Below are 21892 nucleotides of genomic sequence, written 5' to 3'. Positions count from 1 at the left end.
CCTGGTAGGGGAAAACATATTACCAGCGATAGTTGTTACGGGTTTCCCAGTCAACAACCTCTTTTTCCGCCTGATCTTTCTGGTAACCGTAACGCTCCTGGATTTTACCTACCAGTTGGTCGCGTTTACCTTCGATAACGGTCATATCGTCATCGGTCAGTTTGCCCCATTGTTCTTTCATTTTACCTTTAAACTGTTTCCAGTTACCGCCGGCTTCGTCTTTATTCATCATCTTGTCCTCATCATTCGGTTAGGAATAGCAGGTGTTATTCGCCCAAATGCACTGCAATTTCTGCTGGACGTGATAATAATTGTAGGCAGGAATTCGGCCTTCGGTTTTATATTCAGAATTTTTAACCGTCACGATCTGGCAAACCATGTACCCTCGCGCCAGTGACGACGCCAGATAAGGCTCAACGACAGACCGCGAAGCGCCAGGAACACGGTTAATGCCAGCCATAAACCATGATTTCCTAATACCGGCAGGGCGAAGAGCGTCAGCGCGAATCCTCCCGCGGCGACAGCCATGCTATTGCGCATTTCGGCAGCGCGCGTCGCGCCAATAAACATACCGTCGAACAGATAGCACCATACGCCCACCAGCGGTAATACCACCTGCCAGATAAGATACCGATCCGCCAGTAGCTGTATTTGCGGCAATGAGGTCAGTAACGCGACAATATGTTCGCCTGCCAGGGCATAGACTGTGGAAAACAACAAGGCCACAATTCCTGACTGACGACACGCCGCTCGCCAGACGTCCAGTAGCTTGCTACCGTCACGCGCGCCGTAAGCCTGACCGGAGTGCGCCTCCACCGCATAAGCAAAACCGTCCAGCGCATAGGCCGTAAAGGTGAGTAAGGTCATCAGGACTGCATTTACCGCGATAATATCGCTGCCCAGCCGCGCGCCTGACACCGTGATTGCGCCAAAACAAAGCTGAAGGAGCAATGAGCGCAGCATGATATCGCGATTGAGCGCCAAAAGGCGGCGCACGTTGCCGCGCCAGGCCTGTTTTAGCATATCCAGCGACACACCGCGGAGATGGAGAACTTTACGTACCATCATGAGGCCGATCAGTAACGTGACATATTCTGCGATGACCGTCGCCAGGGCAGCACCCTGCACGTTCATATGAAGCCCCATCACCAGCCACAGGTCGAGCGCGATGTTGAGGATATTGCCCACGACCAACAAGATAACCGGCGCCCGCGCATACTGAACGCCTAACAGCCAACCGAGCAGCACCAGATTCGCCAGTGACGCGGGAGCGCTTAGCCAACGAATTTCAAGGAAGCGTCTCGCTTGCACCAGGACAGCGTCGTTCCCGCCGACAATATGTAAAGCCAGCTCGATAAGCGGCGTGCGAAATAGCACAATCATCACGCCAGCGCCCAGCGCCAGTAATAACGGTTGAATGAGCGCCCGGGCTAACGCCTGCGGATTTTTGGCGCCAAATGCCTGCGCCGTTAGGCCGGTGGTGCTCATACGTAGAAATAGCAGCAGCATGAAAAGAAAGCTGGTGGCAGTCGCGCCCACCGCCACGCCGCCCAGGAAAACCGGGCTGTCCAGATGACCAATCACCGCCGTATCGACCAGCCCCAGCAAGGGGACGGTGATGTTAGAAAAAATCATCGGCAGCGCGAGATGCCAGAGAGCTTTATCAGAGGAGGTAAAAAGCGGCATGGAGAAAAGCCTGACAAGGAGTTAAACGAAACGAGCGCATTGCCGGATGGCGACGTAACGCCTTATCCGGCCTACAAATTAATCATCTCAGGAACTGCATTCCCGTAGGCCTGATAAGCGCAGCGCCATCAGGCTGCACGATTGCCGGATGACGGCTTACAAGGAGATTAAAAAGAGATTACAACCATTCCCCGTTGCGAATGACGCCTACCGCCAACCCTTCAATCGTAAAGCTTTGTTCGCGCAGATCCACCACTATCGGTGTAAACTCGCTGTTTTCCGGCAGCAGCTCCACTTTATTGCCCTGCTTTTTCAGGCGTTTTACTGTCACTTCATCGTCAATGCGAGCGACAACCACCTGGCCATTACGGACGTCCTGCGTTTTATGTACCGCCAGCAAATCCCCATCCATAATACCGATGTCTTTCATCGACATACCGCTCACGCGCAGCAGGAAATCGGCGCTGGGTTTGAACAGTGAAGGATCGACCTGGTAATGGCCTTCAATATGCTGCTGCGCCAGAAGCGGTTCACCCGCCGCGACACGCCCGACAAGCGGTAATCCGTCCTCTTCTTCCTGTAACAGACGGATACCTCGCGATGCGCCGGAAACGATTTCAAGCACCCCTTTGCGCGCCAGCGCCTTAAGGTGTTCTTCCGCCGCGTTTGGGGAACGGAACCCCAAACGCTGCGCGATTTCCGCACGCGTCGGTGGCATACCTGTCTGGCTGATGTGATCCCGGATGAGATCAAACACCTCTTGTTGCCTGGCCGTTAACGCTTTCATTCCGCCCCCTGGGTGTATATACAGTCATGCTGTGAGTATATACAGTTAAAGGTGATTTTGGAACCACAAACGGCGCAAAAAACAAGAGATTTATAAAATTTGGAACCTTTATCGAAAATGTGACCATAACAGGATGCCCCAGGTCATCAGGGCAACGAAAATAGACAGTAGCACCGCAGCCGATCCCATATCTTTCGCACGGCCGGAAAGCTCATGGTATTCAGAACCGATGCGGTCCACGACCGCTTCAATAGCGCTGTTGAGGATTTCAACAATCATGATAAGTAAAACGGAACCTATCAATAACACACGGGTAATCGCATCCACATCCAGCCAGCAGGCGATGATGACGCCCAGCAATACCGCGATACTTTCCTGGCGAAACGCCGCTTCGTGAGTCCATGCGGCGCGAAATCCTTTCCAGGAATATCCTGCCGCTTTGATAATTCTGGTGAATCCAGTGGTATTATTGGCCATCAAAAGAACCTTTTTACATTATTAACGTCAATGACATTATACGGTTGCCCTGCACGATTCGGACTGCCGTAACGCAGCGCGAAGTATGACGGGATACAACAGAAATTCGCTAAACTTTCTGATATCCTTGCACCGCATTTGCATTATTAACCAGAGGCTTTACATCGTTTATGTCCGGCTGGCCACGAATTTACTACAAATTACTGAATTTACCATTAAGCATACTGGTAAAAAGCAAGTCTATTCCGGCGGAACCCGCCCAGGAATTGGGGCTCGATACTTCTCGCCCCATTATGTATGTCTTGCCATACAACTCAAAAGCGGACTTACTGACGCTGCGGGCGCAATGTCTGGCGCACGATCTCCCGGATCCGCTGGAGCCGCTGGAGATCGACGGCGCGTTGCTGCCACGCTATGTATTTATTCACGGCGGACCGCGTGTCTTTACCTATTACACGCCAAAAGAAGAGTCGGTGAAACTTTTTCACGATTATCTCGATCTGCATCGGAGTAATCCGGCTTTGGACGTGCAGATGGTGCCCGTTTCCGTGATGTTTGGCCGCGCGCCGGGTCGTGAAAAGGGAGAAGATAACCCGCCTTTACGTATGCTGAACGGCGTACAGAAATTCTTTGCCATCTCCTGGCTGGGTCGCGATAGCTTTGTCCGATTCTCGCCGTCCGTCTCATTGCGTCGCATGGCTGATGAACACGGCACCGATAAAATCATCGCGCAGAAGCTGGCTCGCGTGGCGCGTATGCACTTTGCTCGCCAGCGCCTGGCGGCGGTTGGCCCACGCCTGCCCGCCCGTCAGGATCTGTTTAACAAACTGCTGGCCTCGAAAGCGATCGCCCGCGCAGTAGAAGACGAAGCGCGCAGTAAGAAAATCTCTCATGAAAAAGCGCAGCAAAACGCCATTGCGCTGATGGAAGAGATCGCGGCGAACTTCTCTTACGAGATGATTCGTTTGACCGACAGGATTTTGGGGTTTACCTGGAACCGTCTTTACCAGGGAATTAACGTGCATAACGCCGAGCGCGTACGCCAACTGGCGCACGACGGGCATGAAATCGTCTATGTACCCTGTCACCGCAGCCATATGGACTACTTGCTCCTTTCTTATGTGCTGTACCATCAGGGACTGGTTCCGCCGCACATTGCCGCCGGTATTAACCTTAATTTCTGGCCCGCTGGCCCGATTTTCCGTCGTCTGGGCGCGTTCTTTATTCGTCGCACCTTTAAGGGGAATAAACTCTATTCCACCGTCTTTCGCGAATACCTGGGCGAGCTGTTCAGCCGCGGTTACTCGGTTGAGTATTTTGTCGAAGGAGGACGTTCGCGTACCGGACGTTTGTTAGACCCGAAAACCGGCACCCTGTCGATGACTATCCAGGCGATGCTGCGCGGCGGTACCCGTCCAATTACGTTAGTGCCTATTTACATCGGCTATGAGCACGTCATGGAAGTGGGCACCTATGCGAAAGAACTGCGCGGCGCGACAAAAGAGAAAGAGAGCCTGCCGCAGATGCTGAAAGGCTTGAGCAAGCTGCGCAATCTGGGTCAGGGCTACGTTAACTTTGGCGAACCGATGCCGCTCATGACGTACCTGAACCAGCATGTGCCGGAGTGGCGCGAATCTATCGACCCTATAGAGGCCATACGCCCAGCCTGGCTGACGCCGACGGTAAATAGTATCGCCGCCGATCTGATGGTGCGTATTAACAACGCTGGCGCGGCAAACGCGATGAACCTGTGTTGTACCGCGCTGTTAGCGTCGCGTCAGCGCTCGCTCACCCGCGAGCAACTCACCGAGCAGCTTGATTGCTATCTCGATCTGATGCGCAATGTCCCTTATTCCACAGACTCAACCGTTCCTGCCGCCAGCGCTGGCGAGCTTATCGCTCACGCGCTGCAGATGAATAAGTTTGAGGTCGAGAAAGACACCATTGGCGATATCATCATTCTGCCGCGCGAGCAGGCGGTGTTGATGACCTACTATCGTAACAATATCGCGCATATGTTGATTATGCCTTCGCTGATGGCGGCGATTATCACCCAGCATCGTCGCATTTCGCGTGATGCGTTGCAGCAGCATGTTGAAGCGCTCTATCCGATGTTAAAAGCGGAGCTGTTCCTGCGCTGGGAGCGCGAGGAGTTAGCCTCGGTCATTGACGCGCTGGCCAGTGAAATGCAGCGTCAGGGGCTAATTACCCTGCAGGATGATGAACTGCATATCAACCCGACGCATTCCCGTACGCTGCAGCTGCTGGCGGCAGGCGCGCGCGAAACGCTACAGCGTTATGCCATTACGTTCTGGCTGTTGAGCGCCAATCCGTCCATCAACCGCAGTACGCTGGAGAAAGAAAGCCGTACCGTGGCGCAACGTCTGTCTGTCCTGCACGGTATTAACGCGCCGGAGTTTTTCGACAAAGCGGTGTTCAGTTCACTCGTGTTGACGCTACGGGATGAGGGTTATATCAGTGATACGGGCGATGCCGAACCGGCAGAAACGATGAAGATATATCAGATGCTTGCCGATCTAATTACCTCTGATGTCCGTCTGACGATTGAAAGCGCGACGCAGGGCGAGTAAGCCAGTGCCTGAAATGCCCGATAGTGCAAGCTCATCGGGCAACTGATATGACGTATTGAAAATTTTGGTTTTGTAGGCCGGGTTCGCCCGGCATGACATCAGAAGTGCCAGTAACTCATCGCCAGCCCTAAAAATAGCACCAGGCCAACGTAGTTATTGTTCATAAAGGCTTTAAAGCAGGCTTCACGTTCACGGTTCGCAATCAGTTTTTGCTGGTAGACAAACAGCGCGCCCGCCACCAGCACAGCCCAGTAATATCCCCATCCCAGACCATTCAACCAGCCGATCAGCGCCATTAACGCCATGACGCCAAGCTGCAGAATCCCGATAATCAATGTGTCATAACGACCAAACAAGATCGCAGTCGATTTAATGCCTATCTTGATATCATCATCTCTGTCGACCATCGCATATTGCGTATCGTAAGCCACCGCCCAGAGAATATTGGCGAGGAACATCAGCCAGCAGCTCAACGGCAGGGATTCGCTCACCGCGGCGAACGCCATGGGGATTGACCAGCCGAAAGCGGCCCCCAGCACGACCTGCGGCAGGTGGGTGTAGCGTTTCATAAAGGGATAAACCCAGGCCAACGCCAGCGCCGCCACGGAAAGCAGAATCGTCATGGCGTTCAGCGTCAGCACCAACAGAAACGCCAGCAGCACCAGCACCACAAACAGGTTGCGCGCTTCTTTCTCTGTCACGGCGCCGCTGGGTAAAGGTCGGTTGACCGTACGTTTTACATGTCCGTCAAATTTACGATCGGCATAATCATTCACCACGCAGCCCGCCGCGCGCATTAACCACACGCCAGCGACAAAAACTGCCAAAATCCACAGCTGAGGCATACCCGGCGTCGCCACCCATAGTGCCCAAAGCGTCGGCCAGAGCAGCAGCAACGCGCCAATAGGCTTATCTGTACGCATCAAACGGTGAAACGCCAGCAGCTTACTCTGCGTCAGACTCCACTCCATCTTTATCTTCCTCTCAGTACAGCGGCGATGCAGGTAAAAAAAGCTCGGTAAGCAACAGCGGTTTTCCGCTCAACCGCAGTCGAGAGCGGCGCCCCCACAGCGTTGCATCGCGTCCAATTTCAATAAAATCGCGGGTCAGTGTCGATGATGTAAATAGATAACGTCCAAGCGGGGTTTTACCCAGATGTTGTAAGACCTGTTCAGGTCCGCACAGCGTGGATTCCGGTACCACGGTACGTCCGGCAAGCCAGGGCTCGCCGTCAGCGCAAAGCAGTATCTCACGTAACCAGTAGCGGGATTCTGATGGCAGTAAACCTGATGCTTCCTCGACCTCACTTTGGCCGACAAACGCTTCCCGAATCAGCGTCACGCTTACCCGCTTTCCCTGCTGCTCAAAACGTTTAGTCATAGAATCTTCCAGCAACAGCCAGTCCAGCAAATGGGGTTCAAGCGCAGGAATCGCATCAAAATAGCGCAGCGCACGCAGTTGCGTTAACGCAGGGTGTGACATGCCTTACTCTCCGATTCATAACCTAAAGTCATTGTATCTCAGAAAAGACATTACGGGGGGCGCAATCACAATTAAGTGATCTGTTGCGCAACAAAAAAATAACAATTCGCATGAAATGATAAAAAAAGGTGCGCCAGGAGACGCACCAGTTGCTGCAAAATCAGCACTGTGGGGAAATAATTACCCCTTGCCTTTTACACTGCTGATAAAGGTGGAACGGGCAGATGTCGATCCCAGACGTTCGGCCTCATCAAGCAGTTTCAGCGCTTTATCGACGTCGCCTTTCGCTACGGCATCCTTAATCGCTTTATTAAAGTAGCTTTCCGTATCGTTCAACATCGGTTCGCTTTTCTTCGGCGCGACTGGCGCTGGCGCAGCGACCGGCGCGGCGGTATTGCCTACCGTTACCGGCCCGGTACCGGACGAGCCAAACAACGGCCCGACCAATACGCTGGAGCTGCTGTTGGTTTTTACCTTCAGTTTCACCACGCCGTCAGTGGTATGGCGAGCAACTGGATCGGGAATATCCGGGATAGAGTTACCGACGCCTTTGGCATAGGCTTTTGCCGGATCGAGCAGCGTAGTGGTTTGCTGAAGATCTTTTTCGGTCGTAAACACCAGAACATAGAGTTTCTGCTGCCCCAACGCAGGCGTCAGGCGCATCACGCCTTCCAGCCGGTCTGCGCTCATGACGCCCGGCTGCTGATAAGTAAAGTAACTGCTGGGGAAGAACGCCGAAGGTGTCATATTTTGGTCAAGAATCAACACGTTTGGCGCAAAAACGCTGGCTTGCTTATTGACCTCGCTGGTCAGAGTTAATGTCAGCTCGCCGATATTCGCCGGAACGCTATAAGCGGCGACCGGGCCGGTAATGCCGGCGACGTCAAGGCGCTGGCCGCCAGTCGCCAGTTGGGTAGACTGCGTTTTTGACTGATCTACAGGCGTCCAGGTTAATTGCTGTAGCGCAGCAGCAGGAATAGCGGGCGCGGCGCTGGTATTTTGCGGTACATAGTTCACTTCCGCCAGGCTGATACCCGGCACGCTGGCGAACAGCCCTGCGGTTAAACAGAGGGCGACGAGACTTTTCTTCATTTTCATTATTCTCACCTCAATAAGGCGGGTTCAGCGGTAGCCAGGCAATAGCGCGCCAACCCAAACATATCGCCGAATGGCGGCTGGCGCCTTATTCGGCTTACAAGCATCATCAGACCTGATGTTTCAGAGGGGCTTGCGCCCCTCGTTACGTCAGATGACCATCGTATTACCACCAGATTTCCATCTGGGCGCCGAAGGTCCACTCATCGCTATCGCCACGGCTGTTGGTGGAAATGCCGGAGTTAGTCGCTGCGGCATAACGGGAAATGTTATCGCCGTCTTTGATATAGCCCCACTTCTCATCCCATTTTGCGTAGGTGGCGAAAATACGGATAGCCGGACGCGACCAGATGCTGTCGCCCGCCTGCCACTGTTGCGCCAGGGTGATTTTATATTGATTGTTACGATCACCGGTCTGCTGAGATTTCACGTTGTCGTAGCCGACTTCCAGCAGGGTACTCATGATTGGCGTCCACTTGTACATTGGACGTACGCCCACGGTCCACCACTCAGTACCCAGGTTATTATCCCAATCGATATTCTGGTACATACCGACGTACATCAAATCCCATTTATCACCAAGCGAGATGGCGCCATGATCCAAAATACGCCACATATCGCCATTATTATTGATGACCTTATTGGCATAATTAATTTTGGTTCCATCAGGTAATTCTTCAGTGAAAGATGAAGAACCGTCGGAACCGCGCGCCTGGCCTTTACCCTGCGTGGTCATGGCATCGGTGGCATATTGCACGACAAACTTGTTATAGCCTTTCAACATGCTTTGCGTATGTTCGGCGGTGAACATCCAGCCGTCTTTCGATGCCCCATCCGCCAGCTTATAACCATCGGTCGTATTGGCGCGACCGTAATCAACGCCCAGCTCCAGTACGCCGTCCGGGTTCGTTTGCAGACCAGCCAGACGTACGTCAAAGACGTCGTTAGCGGTATCTTTCACTTCATCATAAATATTCTGGCTGCTGAAGGTGTAAGAGCCGCCCGCTTCAGTAGAGCGGGTCGCCGCCAGTGAAAGCTTACCGAAGCCCAGATCGATATTTTCGATACCTGCGCCAGGACCTGAAATATCCCAGTAGTAGAAGTCGATCATGTGTACGTCATGACGCTGATAGAAGCGCTTACCGGCCCAGATGGTAGAGCCCGGCAGCCATTCAATCAGGTTTTTACCCTGCACGTTCGCTTCGCGGAAGGCGGGATCGGTCGATTCCCAGTCGTTCTGCTGATTAACCGAATAGGCGACGTTGGTGTCGAAATAGAAGCTCTTATCGCCCTCTTTCCACACTTCCTGGCCCAGTTTCAATTCCGCATAGGTTTCACATTCGTTACCAAGACGGTATTTACTTTGGGCACCCGTTGCCTGGAAACACTGTTGTTCGCCGCCGCTTCCCGTCCAGCCAATACCGGAACGGGCGTAACCGTGGAAATCGACAGCCATTGCCTGAGCGGACATTACGCCCGCTGCGACAGCAACCGCCAGTGGGAGTTTGCGCAGAGTAATCATCATTCTATCTCCTGAGATCATTGCTTTTCTTTAAACGCTGCCACCTTCTAAAACTGCGAATGGTTTTGCGTTTCGTTTTTTTATGGAGGCCTTAAACACCCGGCTCTTGATGCAGACGACGACATGCGCTGCCATCCTCGCGGAACAGATGACAGCGCTCTGGCGGCAGGCCGATAGCGAATGTGGCGCCCTCTTCTACCAACACCACGTCATTCTGGCGATAAACCAGGTTTTGACGGATGGCGGGGATCTGGATATGAATTTGTGTTTCGTGCCCTAACTGCTCGACCACCTGGACTTCGCCTTCCAGGGTGACATCGGCGATATCGCTCGGCAGCAGGTGTTCCGGCCGAATGCCTAAAGACATATTGGCGCCGACCTGCACGCCGCGACTTTCGACCGGCAGCCAGATTTGCTGGCGATTCGGCAGTTCGACCTGGACTTGTTCAATCGCGGTGGCGGTCACTTTCACCGGCAGGAAGTTCATCTTCGGCGAGCCGATGAAGCCCGCGACAAAACGGTCCGCCGGATAGTGGTACAGCTCCAGCGGCTTACCGACCTGCGCGACGCGACCGGCGTCCAGCACCACGATTTTGTCGGCCAGCGTCATCGCCTCGACCTGATCGTGGGTGACGTAAATCATCGTGCGGCCCAGACGTTTATGCAGGCGAGAAATTTCAATGCGCATCTGCACGCGTAGCGCGGCATCCAGGTTAGAGAGCGGTTCATCCAGCAAAAACACACGCGGCTCCGCCACCAGCGTGCGGCCAATCGCTACGCGCTGACGCTGCCCGCCGGAAAGCGCTTTTGGCTTACGTTCCAGCAGATGCGCCAGTTGCAGCACTTCCGCCACCTGGTTGACGCGTTGATTCATTACCTCTTTTTTGGCGCCCGCCAGCTTGAGGCCGAAAGACATGTTTTCTGCAACGGAGAGATGGGGATAGAGCGCATAAGACTGGAATACCATGCCCACGCCGCGCTCGGCAGGCGGAATATCATTCATACGGGTTTCCCCGATAAACAGGTCGCCACTGGTGATGGTTTCAAGCCCGGCGATCATACGCAGCAAGGTCGATTTACCACAGCCTGACGGTCCGACAAACACCACGAACTCCCCGTCATGGATATCGAGGTTAATATCTTTCGATACCACCACGTCACCCCAGGCTTTCGTTACATTTCGTAGCTGTACGCTCGCCATGCCTTTCTCCCTTCGTTACAACCTGTCATTGACAGCAACATTCATGATGGCCTGACTATGCGCGATCCCTGACTGGGGTAAATCCTCCACCCCCCGGCTTTTTTATGGGGGAGGAGGCGGGAGGATGAGGACACAGCGCCTGAGACCACGAGTGCGGGCAGAAAAGGAATTTCGTGATGCCGCCCGCAAAAATCGGCGTGTTTTTGTGTGCGCCAGCACGCATTACTCACATTTATGCAACACAGATCACATAAAGCCGGGGTGGGGCGTAGGGGCGGGGAGGATGGAAAGAGGTTGTCGTATAAAGAAACTAGAGACCGTTAAACCACCTCTGTGTACATCACCAAAAAGGATGGGAGATATGAAGATTAAAACTGGCGTAGGCATCCTCGCATTATCCGCACTTACGACGATGATGATTTCCGCCCCGGCTCTCGCCAAAATTGAAGAAGGTAAACTGGTTATCTGGATCAACGGCGACAAGGGCTATAACGGTCTGGCCGAGGTCGGTAAAAAATTTGAGCAAGACACCGGCATTAAAGTGACCGTTGAGCACCCGGATAAGCTGGAAGAGAAATTCCCGCAGGTGGCAGCCACCGGCGACGGTCCTGACATTATCTTCTGGGCGCACGACCGTTTTGGCGGCTACGCGCAGTCTGGTCTGCTGGCGGAGGTCACTCCGGATAAAGCGTTTCAGGACAAACTCTATCCGTTCACCTGGGATGCGGTACGTTATAACGGCAAGCTGATCGCCTACCCCATCGCCGTTGAAGCCCTCTCCCTGATTTATAACAAAGACCTCGTCCCGAACCCGCCGAAAACCTGGGAAGAGATCCCGGCGCTGGATAAAGAACTAAAAGCGAAAGGGAAGTCGGCGATAATGTTCAACCTGCAAGAGCCGTATTTCACCTGGCCTTTGATCGCCGCTGACGGCGGTTACGCGTTCAAATTTGAAAACGGCAAGTATGACGTGAAAGACGTTGGCGTCGATAACGCCGGCGCGAAAGCGGGCCTGACTTTCCTGATCGATATGATCAAAAACAAAAATATGAGCGCCGATACCGATTACTCCATCGCCGAAGCGGCCTTCAATAAAGGCGAAACGGCAATGACCATCAACGGTCCGTGGGCATGGTCGAACATCGACAAGAGCAAAGTCAACTACGGTGTCACCCTGCTGCCGACCTTCAAAGGCAAACCCTCGAAACCGTTCGTCGGCGTGCTGAGCGCGGGGATTAACGCTGCCAGCCCGAATAAAGAGCTGGCGAAAGAGTTCCTCGAAAACTACCTGCTGACCGATCAGGGTCTGGAAGCGGTGAACAAAGATAAACCGCTGGGCGCCGTGGCGCTGAAATCTTTCCAGGAGCAGTTAGCGAAAGACCCCCGTATCGCCGCCACCATGGATAACGCCCAGAAAGGCGAGATCATGCCGAATATTCCGCAGATGTCCGCCTTCTGGTATGCAGTACGTACGGCTGTGATCAACGCCGCCAGCGGCCGTCAAACCGTGGATGCCGCGCTGAAAGATGCACAAAGCCGTATCACCAAGTAATGCCGCGAGCCTGTGCCGGATGGCGGCATAAATGCCTTATCCGGCCTACAAACACACCGTAGGCCTGATAAGCGCAGCGCCATCAGGCACATCTCCGGCCAGGAAGTTTCAACGCTGTAGAGGAAAACCCCCATGGATGTCATTAAAAAGAAACACTGGTGGCAAAGCGACCCGCTTAAATGGTCAGTAATTGGTCTGCTGGGCCTGCTGGTGGGTTACCTTGTAGTTTTAATGTACGTACAAGGGGAGTATCTGTTCGCCATCATGACGCTGATTTTAAGCTCTGCTGGCCTGTATATTTTCGCAAATCGTAAAACCTACGCCTGGCGCTACGTTTACCCTGGCCTCGCCGGCATGGGGCTGTTTGTGCTATTCCCGCTGGTGTGCACCATCGCCATCGCCTTTACTAACTACAGCAGCACCAACCAGCTCACCTTTGAACGCGCCCAGCAAGTGCTGATGGACCGTTCTTATCAGGCGGGAAAAACCTATAACTTCGGTCTTTACCCGGCCGGCGACGAGTGGCAACTGGCCCTCACCGACGGAGAAACGGGCAAACATTACCTGTCTGACGCATTTTCCTTCGGCGGCGAACAAAAATTACAGCTGAAAGAGACCGATGCCCTGCCGGGCGGCGAACGCGCCAATCTGCGGATAATCACCCAGAACCGTCTGGCGTTGAACCAGATAACCGCCGTCCTGCCGGATGAAAGTAAAGTGATTATGAGCTCGCTGCGTCAGTTTTCCGGTACCCGTCCGCTGTACACACTGGCTGATGACGGCCTGCTTACCAATAACCAGAGCGGCGTAAAATACCGGCCAAATAACGATAGCGGTTATTATCAGTCGATCAACGCCGACGGAAGCTGGGGTGATGAAAAACTCAGTCCTGGTTATACCGTTACTATCGGCGCGAAAAACTTTACGCGCGTCTTTACCGACGAAGGGATCCAGAAGCCTTTTTTCGCTATCTTCGTCTGGACCGTGGTCTTTTCGGTCCTCACTGTGGTGTTAACCGTGGCGGTTGGGATGGTATTGGCCTGCCTCGTACAGTGGGAAGCGCTGAAAGGTAAAGCTATCTACCGCGTCCTGCTGATTCTGCCCTACGCCGTACCGTCGTTTATTTCAATTTTGATTTTCAAAGGGTTATTCAACCAAAGCTTTGGCGAAATCAATATGATGCTGAGCGCGCTGTTTGGCATTAAACCTGCCTGGTTCAGCGACCCCAACACCGCGCGGGCAATGGTGATTATCGTGAATACCTGGCTGGGCTATCCCTACATGATGATCCTGTGCATGGGACTGCTGAAAGCGATTCCGGATGACCTGTACGAAGCCTCCGCAATGGACGGCGCCGGTCCATTTCAGAATTTCTTTAAGATCACCTTACCGCTGCTGATTAAGCCGCTAACGCCGCTGATGATCGCCAGCTTCGCCTTTAACTTTAATAACTTTGTCCTGATTCAACTGTTGACCAACGGCGGGCCAGACCGTCTCGGCACCACCACGCCTGCCGGTTATACCGATCTGCTCGTCAGCTACACCTACCGTATCGCCTTTGAAGGCGGCGGCGGTCAGGACTTCGGTATGGCGGCGGCCATTGCTACGCTGATCTTCCTGCTGGTAGGCGCGCTGGCAATAGTGAACCTGAAAGCCACGCGTATGAAGTTTGATTAAGGGAGATAATAACAATGGCTATGGTCCAACCCAAATCTCAGAAACTGCGTCTCTTCATCACGCACCTGGGGCTGCTGATTTTCATCGCGGCGATTATGTTCCCGCTGCTGATGGTCATCGCTATCTCGCTACGTGAAGGGAACTTCGCCACCGGAAGCCTGATCCCGGACAAAATCTCCTGGGAACACTGGCGGCTGGCGCTGGGTTTCAGCGTGGAACATGCGGATGGTCGGGTAACGCCGCCTCCCTTCCCGGTCCTGCTGTGGCTGTGGAACTCGGTGAAAATCGCCGGTATTACCGCCATCGGCATCGTGGCGCTCTCCACCACCTGCGCCTACGCTTTCGCACGAATGCGTTTTCCAGGTAAAGCAACACTGCTCAAAGGGATGCTGATTTTCCAGATGTTTCCGGCGGTTTTGTCTCTGGTAGCGCTGTATGCGTTATTTGATCGCCTGGGACAATACATTCCATTTATCGGTCTGAATACGCATGGCGGCGTGATCTTCGCCTATCTTGGCGGCATTGCGCTGCATGTCTGGACGATTAAAGGCTACTTCGAAACTATCGACAGCTCGCTGGAAGAGGCCGCTGCGCTGGATGGCGCAACCCCGTGGCAGGCATTTCGCCTGGTGCTGCTGCCGCTTTCCGTACCGATTCTGGCGGTGGTGTTTATTCTGTCGTTCATCGCGGCGATTACCGAAGTTCCGGTCGCCTCGTTGTTACTGCGCGATGTGGACAGCTATACGCTGGCCGTGGGTATGCAGCAATATCTCAACCCGCAAAACTATTTGTGGGGCGACTTTGCCGCCGCCGCCGTCCTTTCTGCTATTCCTATCACCCTGGTGTTCCTGTTGGCGCAACGTTGGCTGGTCAACGGCCTGACGGCTGGGGGTGTGAAAGGTTAAGTTTTATCGAAGTACCTGCCCGGCAACGGGCAATGCCACTGCCCTCAACTTATGTTATCCCCACTTATGGTCGTATTTTGGCGCTCTTCGGAGCGCTTTTTTTATGCGTTATAGACAGCGGCTAATTTATTGCCACGCCATACGTCCGTTACGGTGTGGCGACGCCTATTCTCGCCGTAGTCGGTTCGAATTACATAACCACAACGTGATAACCAACAGGAGGATCGCCGCCGAATAGAGTAATACATCCATTGGCGTTTTATGATCGACAATGATCAGACGCACAATCGCCGTGATCCCAATGTACACGAAATAGCGCAGCGGAAAGTGAAGGCCAGACTTAAAGTACTTCACAATCAGCGCAATAAATTCGAAATAAAGAAAGTAGATCACCAACCCTTCCACCAGTTCATATTTGCTGGCTTGCTCAGGCGCGAATAATGCATCCGCCAGATGAACCGTCTCTTTACCGAGAAAAACAACCAGGATCAGACCGAGGGTAAGCAGCCCCAAATTTAGTACGTTTTGTAAAATCGTGGCGATAAACTCAAGACGTGAGCGCGATAATGGCATCATAACAGCCCCCTCTTTCTCTGCGGCGAGGTTTCTGTATAACGCACAAATGTGACGAGCATCTATATTTTTTATTTATGTTTATATTTTGTTCAATAAGATAATTTGCCGGATAGCGCCGTGAACGCCTTATCCGGCCTGAGTATTAACGGAAATTTACGTTCCTGTCACTGGTCATATCATACAGGCCAAACTTACGCCCAAGCTGTTGACCACCGTCACGCGTCAGCGGCGTCCAGCCAATTGCCGCACGACTTCGGGTTGGGCCGGACGAGAAGAGATCCAGCGGCACGGAAACATATACGCCTTTGGTAAAATCCCCTTCCCCATATTCATCCGGCGACGCATCGGTAATCGTCGCGTAACCGCCGACAACGACGCCGCTATCGAAGCGTTTGGCGATCTCCAGCGTACCGCCTTTATCGCCCGCCAGATACTGACCAACGCTGGCTTTCACCAGCACATCCTGGGCGAACGACGGCGTCCAGTATGCGGTCAAATGTCCGGTCTTCACGCTGTAATCGGTAAACTTCATCATATCCTGCGCGCTACGCCAGTCACGCTGTTTCACGTAGTTGGCATCCAGACCAAACGCCCAGTTGCTGTCTACCGGGCGATACAGGACTTCCGCCCCGGCACCGCCAAACATGGTCTCCAGATAACCGCCATAGACCTGCCCATAGAAACCATTGCCAAAATACTGGAAGTAGTTGGCCTGTAGGTTATTCACATAAACATCGTTCTGCACATACTCACGGACATGCGTACGCACCCGCGGCAGATGCGAGTCCTTCGGCGGATTGGTGTAGTTAAATTTGTCGTAGTTGTTGGCGATATTGGCAAACACGCTGCCCGTGGTGAGCAGATGATCCGTGACCCACAGATCCGCAGTTCCCATTACGCCCAGCTGATACATATAGAAGTTTTCCGGGCCGCCTACCGACTGATTCAGCACGGGATCAAGATGAAAATCAACGCGCGACTTGTCGATATACCAACCCTGTTCAGTACTCTCTGGCACGATCGGCTCCACGCGTTTTTGCGCCAGCGGGGTTTCATGTCCCAGCGGTTCGCCTTCCAGATGGCGTTTCAGGCTGGCGACATCGGTTTCAGTGGTGACCTGCGGCAGATTAAGGCGGTTTTCCGTCACGCGGATCGTGCGGATCCCCTCCGGCAGATCGTTCATGACGATCCGGTTAGCGCGCACGATCCCTTCACGGGAGTCGCGGTACTTCACCTGTTCGCCGGTAACGTACAGCGTATCGCCTTTGACCTGGATTTTCGGGTCCGCCAGACCAGCATTATATTTCAATAACGTTAATTGATTAGCCACTACCGAATGTTGCAGGATGGCATCCTGCGGCTGTGGTCGGTATTGCGGGCGTGAATTGTCATGATACGCGGGACGTAAATCGTTGAAATTGGTGCGCAGCGTAACGCCAAACATAAAGGTATTGCCGCGCTCGTAGCTGAGGTTAACGTCGGCCCAATCGGTGACGCGGTAAATGGCGCCGACGTTAAACTTGCTCTTCTGCTCCAGTTTACCCGCAAAATCCTGCTGATAGTTATTGCCTTCATACTCCAGCTTCAGGCGTAGCGGTTGCCACGGGGTCTGATATTCTACGCCGCCAAACAGTGAGGCCGGGCCGTGAAACATATCGCTACCGTCGACGGAACCTGCCTCTTTATAGCTGTTATCACGCGAACAGAATTTATCACTATACGAACAGAAAGGATTAGACACATTGCCGCTGGTGCCAAGATAGCCCCAGCCGAGACCTAATGAAAAATCAAATGGCCCCCAGGCCTTACTCGCTACAATATATTCCGCATCAAACAGCCCCGTCCCGCCGATATCGCGCGCGCCAACCGCCACCTGCGGCATCCAGTAACTCTCTTCCCACAACCGCAGTTTCACATCAAACGCTTTATCTTTGTAAGTCTGGTCGCCGGAGAATGATTCCACGCTGCTGTACTTTTTCGTACGGACATCGGTATAGCGCAACGTGGTTTCCAGCCACGGGAAAAGCTGAACCGAAGCCGAGTAGTAGCGGTACTGATCGTTATCGCGATAGTTCAGGCTCATCTCCCCTTCACGCGTCATACGCGCTGTCGGCGTTTGCAGCAGGCCCACGCCGCCAAAGTCAGATTGTGAAGGCCCAACAGGGGCTGGATATGTTTCGGCATGGCAGGCCGCGCTAATACCCAGCGCCAGCACGCTGAGCAGATGTGTTTTTTTCATTATTCCGGTATCCGCTGCGTCAGGGTATGAAGAATGTCGGCATTTATCGCCTCCGGCGTGCCGCGCCAAAGGGAATCGGCAAAACCGACAAAAATAATGCTGCCGGGCATCGGCTCGATATGACGCTTATTCCAGTAAGCCACCGGCGCTTTTTGGCTGCGTCCATCAGGGTAAACCACCCAGGCATAGCTACGATCCGCGCCGCTGAGTAAGCGCTGATCCTCAAGATAACTGGCGACGTCCCGCCCAGGGACGAACGGCTGGCTGCCCGGCTGGCTAATCAAGCCAAAGAGCGTCACCTGCGTGGGTTGCGGCCCGACCCAGAGCGTGTAGTGACCTTGCAGCGGCGGGTTACCACGTTCGCTCACCCGCACCACGTCAGGATCAAGATTCACGAATTGTCTGCCCGTCACCTTCACCGCCTGAATCTGTCGGCGCAGTGTGTTTATCGCCGCCGCCGCATCGCCGTCTTCCTCAGCGCCGAGCGCCGCCAGTCGCCCGAGAAGTTCCTGCTGCTGCTGACGCGCCGTCACGGTCGCCTGTTCTTCGCCTATCACCGCCGCAGGCCACCAGCTCGTTGCCAGGCGCGGCTGTCCGACTAAATCGAGCAGACGCTCAGCGTCTGTCAGCGTTTTAGGCTCGCTATTACCCTGGGTAAAAACGGTAACAGTGCCGCTGGCAAAGGCGGATGACGCGACAAAGGCCAGCGCCAGCGCGCTTATCGTCCTTTTCATCATGATTTTGCCGCCTTAATCAGCGTGGTTTTCACCGGAAAGTAATTCGCGCCCAGATACTGTTCCGTCTGGCGAATTTGGCCTTCGCTATCAACCCAGTAGCGATTACGCCAGCGCGTTTGATCGGTCGTCACTTCTTCATCCAGCACCCGCACGGCGGTCTCTTCACTGCCGACGCTAACGCTATCGGTCCCTCGCCATGTAAAAACGGAACGGGCGGTGGCGTAACGCACCTGGCGATGTTCGGTCCAGCCCAGGGTGCGAGTCCAGGTCGCGCCATCGATAATCTGTCCTGGTTTCGCCAGCGGGTCGGTCGCCAGATTATTCACATCGATCAGGTTGTCGCCGCCGAGCAGAGTTTTGACCAGACGGCCATGCTGCGTCACGATCGTCGCGCCATCCTGCGTCACCCATTTCTGCTGCCCGTTTTCCGAGAAAGCGAGCACCACAAACAGTTGAGGACCGCCGTTAAGCTGCATGTACTGGCTGGCATAAGGCATGTTTTGAATATCGTCATCCGTTAGCTGTACGCCTGGCGTACCGAACAAACTGTCCCACAGTGAATCGCCCAGGCCTTTGGTGGTGGCCGAACACGCCTGTAATAGCAGGCAAATCAGGATAAGTGCGAGTCGCTTCACGACGCTTCTCCAGAGGGGCAAAATAACCACACCGGAGTGTGGTTATGGTTAAACGTACCGATACTACTGGGTACTGGTGGTCGTGGTGGTCGTGGTTCCGGTATTGGAACCATCGCCGCCGCCGGTTGCCGCTAACGCGACGCCCACCGCCGAACTTACGGTGCTAACGCTGGTAGCGGAGGAGCTTCCCGCCGATACCGACGTCGCTGCCGACCCTGCCGCTTCACCCACCTGAACGGGGGCTGCCGAGACAGATGTCGCCGCAAGCGCGGTTATGGCAAAAATGCCATACAGTACTTTTTTCATCATAATTTCCCTTCATTGAATGAATGGAGATTTACCCAAAAGAATTTCGGGCGCTACCGAGTATACACAACCAAAGCAGGCGGATTATGCCCGGGAGAAATAACATCGAAGTTTTAGGATAATTAAACTTTAAAGAAGTAACGCCTACATTATTTAATTAACAAACAAATAAAATCAATAAGTTAAAATTAAACTAAAAGACATCAGCATCCGTATAATCTGAAAATAACGCAGAGTGATTTTCTGGTTATTGCTTATTTTAGGATTAAGCTCAATATAAAATTTTGGGGATAAAGACGGACAAGCGGAATTATCTTATAAAAAAAGCCGATGTGAATATCGGCCTTTTTATTATCTTATTCTCTTTTTGCCGGATGGCGGCGAAACGCCTTACCCGGCCTACAGACGCTATGCATTACGTAGACCGGATAAGCGCAGTGCCATCAGGCGCGCCAGGCTTTATAACGGTTAATCAGACCGTTAGTAGAGCTATCATGGGACGAAATAGCTTTATCATCGCCCAACTCCGGCAGAATACGGTTAGCCAACTGTTTACCCAACTCAACGCCCCACTGGTCGAAAGTAAAGATGTTCAGGATGACGCCCTGCGTAAAGATTTTATGCTCATACAACGCAATCAGTGCGCCCAGGCTGAACGGCGTAATTTCGCGCAGCAGGATAGAGTTGGTCGGGCGGTTGCCTTCAAACACTTTGAATGGCACAACGTGTTCAAGCTGCGCCGGATCTTTCCCCTGATCGCGATATTCCTGCTCAACCACCTCGCGGGATTTACCAAACGCCAGCGCTTCGGTCTGCGCGAAGAAGTTAGACAGCAGCTTCTGATGATGATCGGATAGCGGGTTATGGGTGATAGCCGGGGCGATAAAATCACACGGCACCATTTTAGTACCCTGGTGAATCAATTGATAAAACGCGTGCTGACCGTTGGTGCCTGGTTCGCCCCAGATAATTGGGCCTGTCTGGTAATCCACGGCGTTGCCGTTACGGTCAACGTATTTACCGTTGGATTCCATGTTACCCTGCTGGAAGTAGGCGGCGAAACGGTGCATATACTGGTCGTACGGCAGAATGGCTTCGGTTTCCGCGCCGAAGAAATTGTTGTACCAGATGCCAATCAACGCCAGCAGAATGGGTAGGTTTTTCTCCGCCGGAGTGGTGGAGAAATGCTTGTCCATCGCGTGCGCGCCGGAAAGCAGCTCGACAAAGTTGTCGAAACCGACGGACAGAATAATGGACAGCCCGATGGCAGACCACAGCGAGTAACGACCACCGACCCAGTCCCAGAACTCGAACATATTGGCCGTGTCGATACCAAATTCGCCGACCGCTTTGGCGTTGGTGGAGAGCGCAGCAAAGTGTTTCGCCACGTGTTTTTCATCGCCTGCAGTTTTCAGGAACCAGTCGCGCGCGCTGTGGGCGTTGGTCATGGTTTCCTGGGTGGTGAAAGTTTTAGAAGCGACCAGGAACAGCGTGGTTTCAGGGTTCACTTTCTTCAGCACTTCAGCGATGTGGGTGCCATCGACGTTAGAGACGAAGTGCATGTTCAGATGGTTTTTATACGGACGCAGCGCTTCGGTCACCATGAACGGGCCGAGGTCGGAACCGCCGATACCGATGTTCACCACGTCGGTGATGGCCTTACCGGTGTAGCCTTTCCACTGACCGGAGATAATCGCTTGCGAGAAAGTTTTCATCTTCTCAAGCACGGCGTTCACTTCCGGCATCACATCTTTGCCGTCCACGATGATCGGCGTATTGCTACGGTTACGCAGCGCCACGTGCAGCACGGCGCGGTCTTCGGTGCGGTTGATCTTCTCGCCGGAGAACATGGATTTAATCGCGCCGGCCAGATCGGTCTCTTTCGCCAGATCCTGTAATTTTGCCAGCGTCTCTTCGGTGATGCGGTTTTTGGAGAAATCCACCAGCATCAGATCGTCAAACGTCGCGGAAAATTTAGCGAAACGGTCGCTATCGTTCGCGAAAAGCTCAGCGATCGTAACGTCTTTCATTTCATCGTAGTGTTTCTGGAGCGCCTGCCAGGCAGAAGTCTGCGTTGGATTGATGTTTTTCATTAGCAATACTCTTCTGATTTGAGAATTGTGACTGGGATCGATTGTAACGCCAGTCACAGAAAAGTGTGATTGTTTTAGTGCCGTTGCCCCAGGCACTGTCGAATGAGGATAAAAAGTATATACCCTAAATAATTCGAGGTGCAGAAAGGCGGCAAATGGGTATCGGGGTTATAAGCGCTGTTACTGAGCCTAAACTCAGCATAAAAAATCCGCATAATCCCAACGTTGACAGTCCAGGCCACAACTTTTATTTATAAATACGTTACTTGCATTTGCGCCTGCACCGGTTTCTGTTCTGCCCTTGTGCCATGGTCGCGTTTTTCATTTCCTG

General features: G+C 53.4%; 20 protein-coding genes. 4 read left to right on the top strand and 16 right to left on the bottom strand.

Annotated features, from left to right (window positions below):
* Positions 1-19 precede the first annotated feature (19 nt).
* The 5 genes from J4613_RS06300 to J4613_RS06280 all read right to left on the bottom strand — a co-directional run bounded on the left by J4613_RS06300 (position 20) and on the right by J4613_RS06280 (position 2950).
* Entirely contained in the window at positions 20-229 is a 210-nt protein-coding gene (locus J4613_RS06300; protein WP_001030592.1) for a CsbD family protein, read from the bottom strand.
* A gap of 21 nt (positions 230-250) precedes the next feature.
* Positions 251-364, bottom strand: a complete 114-nt coding sequence (locus tag J4613_RS06295) for a hypothetical protein (RefSeq protein WP_001575282.1) — start codon at positions 362-364, stop codon at positions 251-253.
* Positions 361-1686 carry an MATE family efflux transporter DinF gene (gene dinF, locus J4613_RS06290; RefSeq protein WP_111742515.1) on the bottom strand — a complete coding sequence of 442 codons (1326 nt, stop codon included), beginning with the start codon at positions 1684-1686 and terminating at the stop codon, positions 361-363. The genes J4613_RS06295 and dinF overlap by 4 nt, the downstream gene beginning before the upstream one ends.
* Positions 1687-1864: 178 nt before the next feature.
* Positions 1865-2473 carry a transcriptional repressor LexA gene (lexA, locus tag J4613_RS06285; protein ID WP_000646079.1) on the bottom strand — a complete coding sequence of 203 codons (609 nt, stop codon included), beginning with the start codon at positions 2471-2473 and terminating at the stop codon, positions 1865-1867.
* A gap of 108 nt (positions 2474-2581) precedes the next feature.
* Positions 2582-2950 carry a diacylglycerol kinase gene (locus J4613_RS06280; protein ID WP_000002900.1) on the bottom strand — a complete coding sequence of 123 codons (369 nt, stop codon included), beginning with the start codon at positions 2948-2950 and terminating at the stop codon, positions 2582-2584.
* Between the two features lie 170 nt (positions 2951-3120).
* Between J4613_RS06280 and plsB the strand changes: the two genes are divergently transcribed.
* Complete coding sequence (gene plsB, locus J4613_RS06275) at positions 3121-5541, top strand: glycerol-3-phosphate 1-O-acyltransferase PlsB (RefSeq protein ID WP_000017360.1); 2421 nt, start codon at positions 3121-3123, stop codon at positions 5539-5541.
* A gap of 98 nt (positions 5542-5639) precedes the next feature.
* Here plsB and ubiA read toward each other — a convergent pair whose 3' ends face one another.
* The 5 genes from ubiA to malK all read right to left on the bottom strand — a co-directional run bounded on the left by ubiA (position 5640) and on the right by malK (position 10841).
* Positions 5640-6512: a 4-hydroxybenzoate octaprenyltransferase gene (gene ubiA, locus J4613_RS06270; protein WP_000455249.1), complete on the bottom strand. Its 873-nt coding sequence runs from the start codon at positions 6510-6512 to the stop codon at positions 5640-5642.
* A 13-nt stretch (positions 6513-6525) separates the two neighbouring features.
* Positions 6526-7023, bottom strand: a complete 498-nt coding sequence (gene ubiC, locus J4613_RS06265; RefSeq protein ID WP_000019219.1) for a chorismate lyase — start codon at positions 7021-7023, stop codon at positions 6526-6528.
* A 180-nt stretch (positions 7024-7203) separates the two neighbouring features.
* A complete protein-coding gene (malM, locus tag J4613_RS06260) occupies positions 7204-8121 on the bottom strand; it encodes a maltose operon protein MalM (protein WP_000782497.1) in 918 nt (305 codons plus the stop codon).
* Between the two features lie 163 nt (positions 8122-8284).
* Positions 8285-9643 (bottom strand): maltoporin, encoded by a 1359-nt coding sequence (locus J4613_RS06255; RefSeq protein WP_000973642.1) that lies wholly within the window; start codon positions 9641-9643, stop codon positions 8285-8287.
* A gap of 88 nt (positions 9644-9731) precedes the next feature.
* Complete coding sequence (malK, locus tag J4613_RS06250) at positions 9732-10841, bottom strand: maltose/maltodextrin ABC transporter ATP-binding protein MalK (protein WP_000179176.1); 1110 nt, start codon at positions 10839-10841, stop codon at positions 9732-9734.
* Between the two features lie 361 nt (positions 10842-11202).
* Between malK and malE the strand changes: the two genes are divergently transcribed.
* The 3 genes from malE to malG all read left to right on the top strand — a co-directional run bounded on the left by malE (position 11203) and on the right by malG (position 14975).
* A complete protein-coding gene (malE, locus tag J4613_RS06245) occupies positions 11203-12393 on the top strand; it encodes a maltose/maltodextrin ABC transporter substrate-binding protein MalE (RefSeq protein WP_000695415.1) in 1191 nt (396 codons plus the stop codon).
* A gap of 132 nt (positions 12394-12525) precedes the next feature.
* Positions 12526-14070, top strand: coding sequence for a maltose ABC transporter permease MalF (malF, locus tag J4613_RS06240; RefSeq protein WP_111742516.1), 1545 nt, complete (start codon positions 12526-12528; stop codon positions 14068-14070).
* A gap of 14 nt (positions 14071-14084) precedes the next feature.
* Positions 14085-14975 carry a maltose ABC transporter permease MalG gene (gene malG, locus J4613_RS06235; RefSeq protein WP_001252081.1) on the top strand — a complete coding sequence of 297 codons (891 nt, stop codon included), beginning with the start codon at positions 14085-14087 and terminating at the stop codon, positions 14973-14975.
* 165 nt (positions 14976-15140) lie between these two features.
* Here malG and psiE read toward each other — a convergent pair whose 3' ends face one another.
* The 6 genes from psiE to pgi all read right to left on the bottom strand — a co-directional run bounded on the left by psiE (position 15141) and on the right by pgi (position 21561).
* Positions 15141-15551, bottom strand: a complete 411-nt coding sequence (gene psiE / locus J4613_RS06230) for a phosphate-starvation-inducible protein PsiE (RefSeq protein WP_000982749.1) — start codon at positions 15549-15551, stop codon at positions 15141-15143.
* A 142-nt stretch (positions 15552-15693) separates the two neighbouring features.
* A complete protein-coding gene (locus J4613_RS06225; protein ID WP_000750811.1) occupies positions 15694-17790 on the bottom strand; it encodes a YjbH domain-containing protein in 2097 nt (698 codons plus the stop codon).
* Complete coding sequence (locus tag J4613_RS06220) at positions 17790-18527, bottom strand: capsule biosynthesis GfcC family protein (RefSeq protein ID WP_000977968.1); 738 nt, start codon at positions 18525-18527, stop codon at positions 17790-17792. Before J4613_RS06220 ends, J4613_RS06225 begins: the two co-directional genes overlap by 1 nt.
* Entirely contained in the window at positions 18524-19162 is a 639-nt protein-coding gene (locus J4613_RS06215; protein ID WP_000824802.1) for a YjbF family lipoprotein, read from the bottom strand. Before J4613_RS06215 ends, J4613_RS06220 begins: the two co-directional genes overlap by 4 nt.
* 63 nt (positions 19163-19225) lie before the next feature.
* On the bottom strand, positions 19226-19468 hold the full coding sequence (gene yjbE / locus J4613_RS06210; protein ID WP_001541297.1) for an exopolysaccharide production protein YjbE: 243 nt from the start codon (positions 19466-19468) through the stop codon (positions 19226-19228).
* A 443-nt stretch (positions 19469-19911) separates the two neighbouring features.
* Positions 19912-21561, bottom strand: coding sequence for a glucose-6-phosphate isomerase (pgi, locus tag J4613_RS06205; RefSeq protein ID WP_000790028.1), 1650 nt, complete (start codon positions 21559-21561; stop codon positions 19912-19914).
* Positions 21562-21892 lie beyond the last annotated feature (331 nt).

This window comes from Salmonella sp. 32020114201800008SM (assembly GCF_017572025.1).
GTDB classification, from domain to species: domain Bacteria; phylum Pseudomonadota; class Gammaproteobacteria; order Enterobacterales; family Enterobacteriaceae; genus Salmonella; species Salmonella enterica.
This window is presented reverse-complemented; position numbering and strand designations above follow the sequence as displayed.

Bases quoted from the DNA above. Each gene is read 5' to 3' on its own strand.
- J4613_RS06300 (WP_001030592.1), bottom strand. From the start codon at position 229: ATGAATAAAGACGAAGCCGGCGGTAACTGGAAACAGTTTAAAGGTAAA.
- dinF (WP_111742515.1), bottom strand. From the start codon at position 1,686: ATGCCGCTTTTTACCTCCTCTGATAAAGCTCTCTGGCATCTCGCGCTG.
- lexA (WP_000646079.1), bottom strand. From the start codon at position 2,473: ATGAAAGCGTTAACGGCCAGGCAACAAGAGGTGTTTGATCTCATCCGG.
- J4613_RS06280 (WP_000002900.1), bottom strand. From the start codon at position 2,950: ATGGCCAATAATACCACTGGATTCACCAGAATTATCAAAGCGGCAGGA.
- plsB (WP_000017360.1), top strand. From the start codon at position 3,121: ATGTCCGGCTGGCCACGAATTTACTACAAATTACTGAATTTACCATTA.
- ubiA (WP_000455249.1), bottom strand. From the start codon at position 6,512: ATGGAGTGGAGTCTGACGCAGAGTAAGCTGCTGGCGTTTCACCGTTTG.
- ubiC (WP_000019219.1), bottom strand. From the start codon at position 7,023: ATGTCACACCCTGCGTTAACGCAACTGCGTGCGCTGCGCTATTTTGAT.
- malM (WP_000782497.1), bottom strand. From the start codon at position 8,121: ATGAAAATGAAGAAAAGTCTCGTCGCCCTCTGTTTAACCGCAGGGCTG.
- J4613_RS06255 (WP_000973642.1), bottom strand. From the start codon at position 9,643: ATGATGATTACTCTGCGCAAACTCCCACTGGCGGTTGCTGTCGCAGCG.
- malK (WP_000179176.1), bottom strand. From the start codon at position 10,841: ATGGCGAGCGTACAGCTACGAAATGTAACGAAAGCCTGGGGTGACGTG.
- malE (WP_000695415.1), top strand. From the start codon at position 11,203: ATGAAGATTAAAACTGGCGTAGGCATCCTCGCATTATCCGCACTTACG.
- malF (WP_111742516.1), top strand. From the start codon at position 12,526: ATGGATGTCATTAAAAAGAAACACTGGTGGCAAAGCGACCCGCTTAAA.
- malG (WP_001252081.1), top strand. From the start codon at position 14,085: ATGGCTATGGTCCAACCCAAATCTCAGAAACTGCGTCTCTTCATCACG.
- psiE (WP_000982749.1), bottom strand. From the start codon at position 15,551: ATGATGCCATTATCGCGCTCACGTCTTGAGTTTATCGCCACGATTTTA.
- J4613_RS06225 (WP_000750811.1), bottom strand. From the start codon at position 17,790: ATGAAAAAAACACATCTGCTCAGCGTGCTGGCGCTGGGTATTAGCGCG.
- J4613_RS06220 (WP_000977968.1), bottom strand. From the start codon at position 18,527: ATGATGAAAAGGACGATAAGCGCGCTGGCGCTGGCCTTTGTCGCGTCA.
- yjbE (WP_001541297.1), bottom strand. From the start codon at position 19,468: ATGAAAAAAGTACTGTATGGCATTTTTGCCATAACCGCGCTTGCGGCG.
- pgi (WP_000790028.1), bottom strand. From the start codon at position 21,561: ATGAAAAACATCAATCCAACGCAGACTTCTGCCTGGCAGGCGCTCCAG.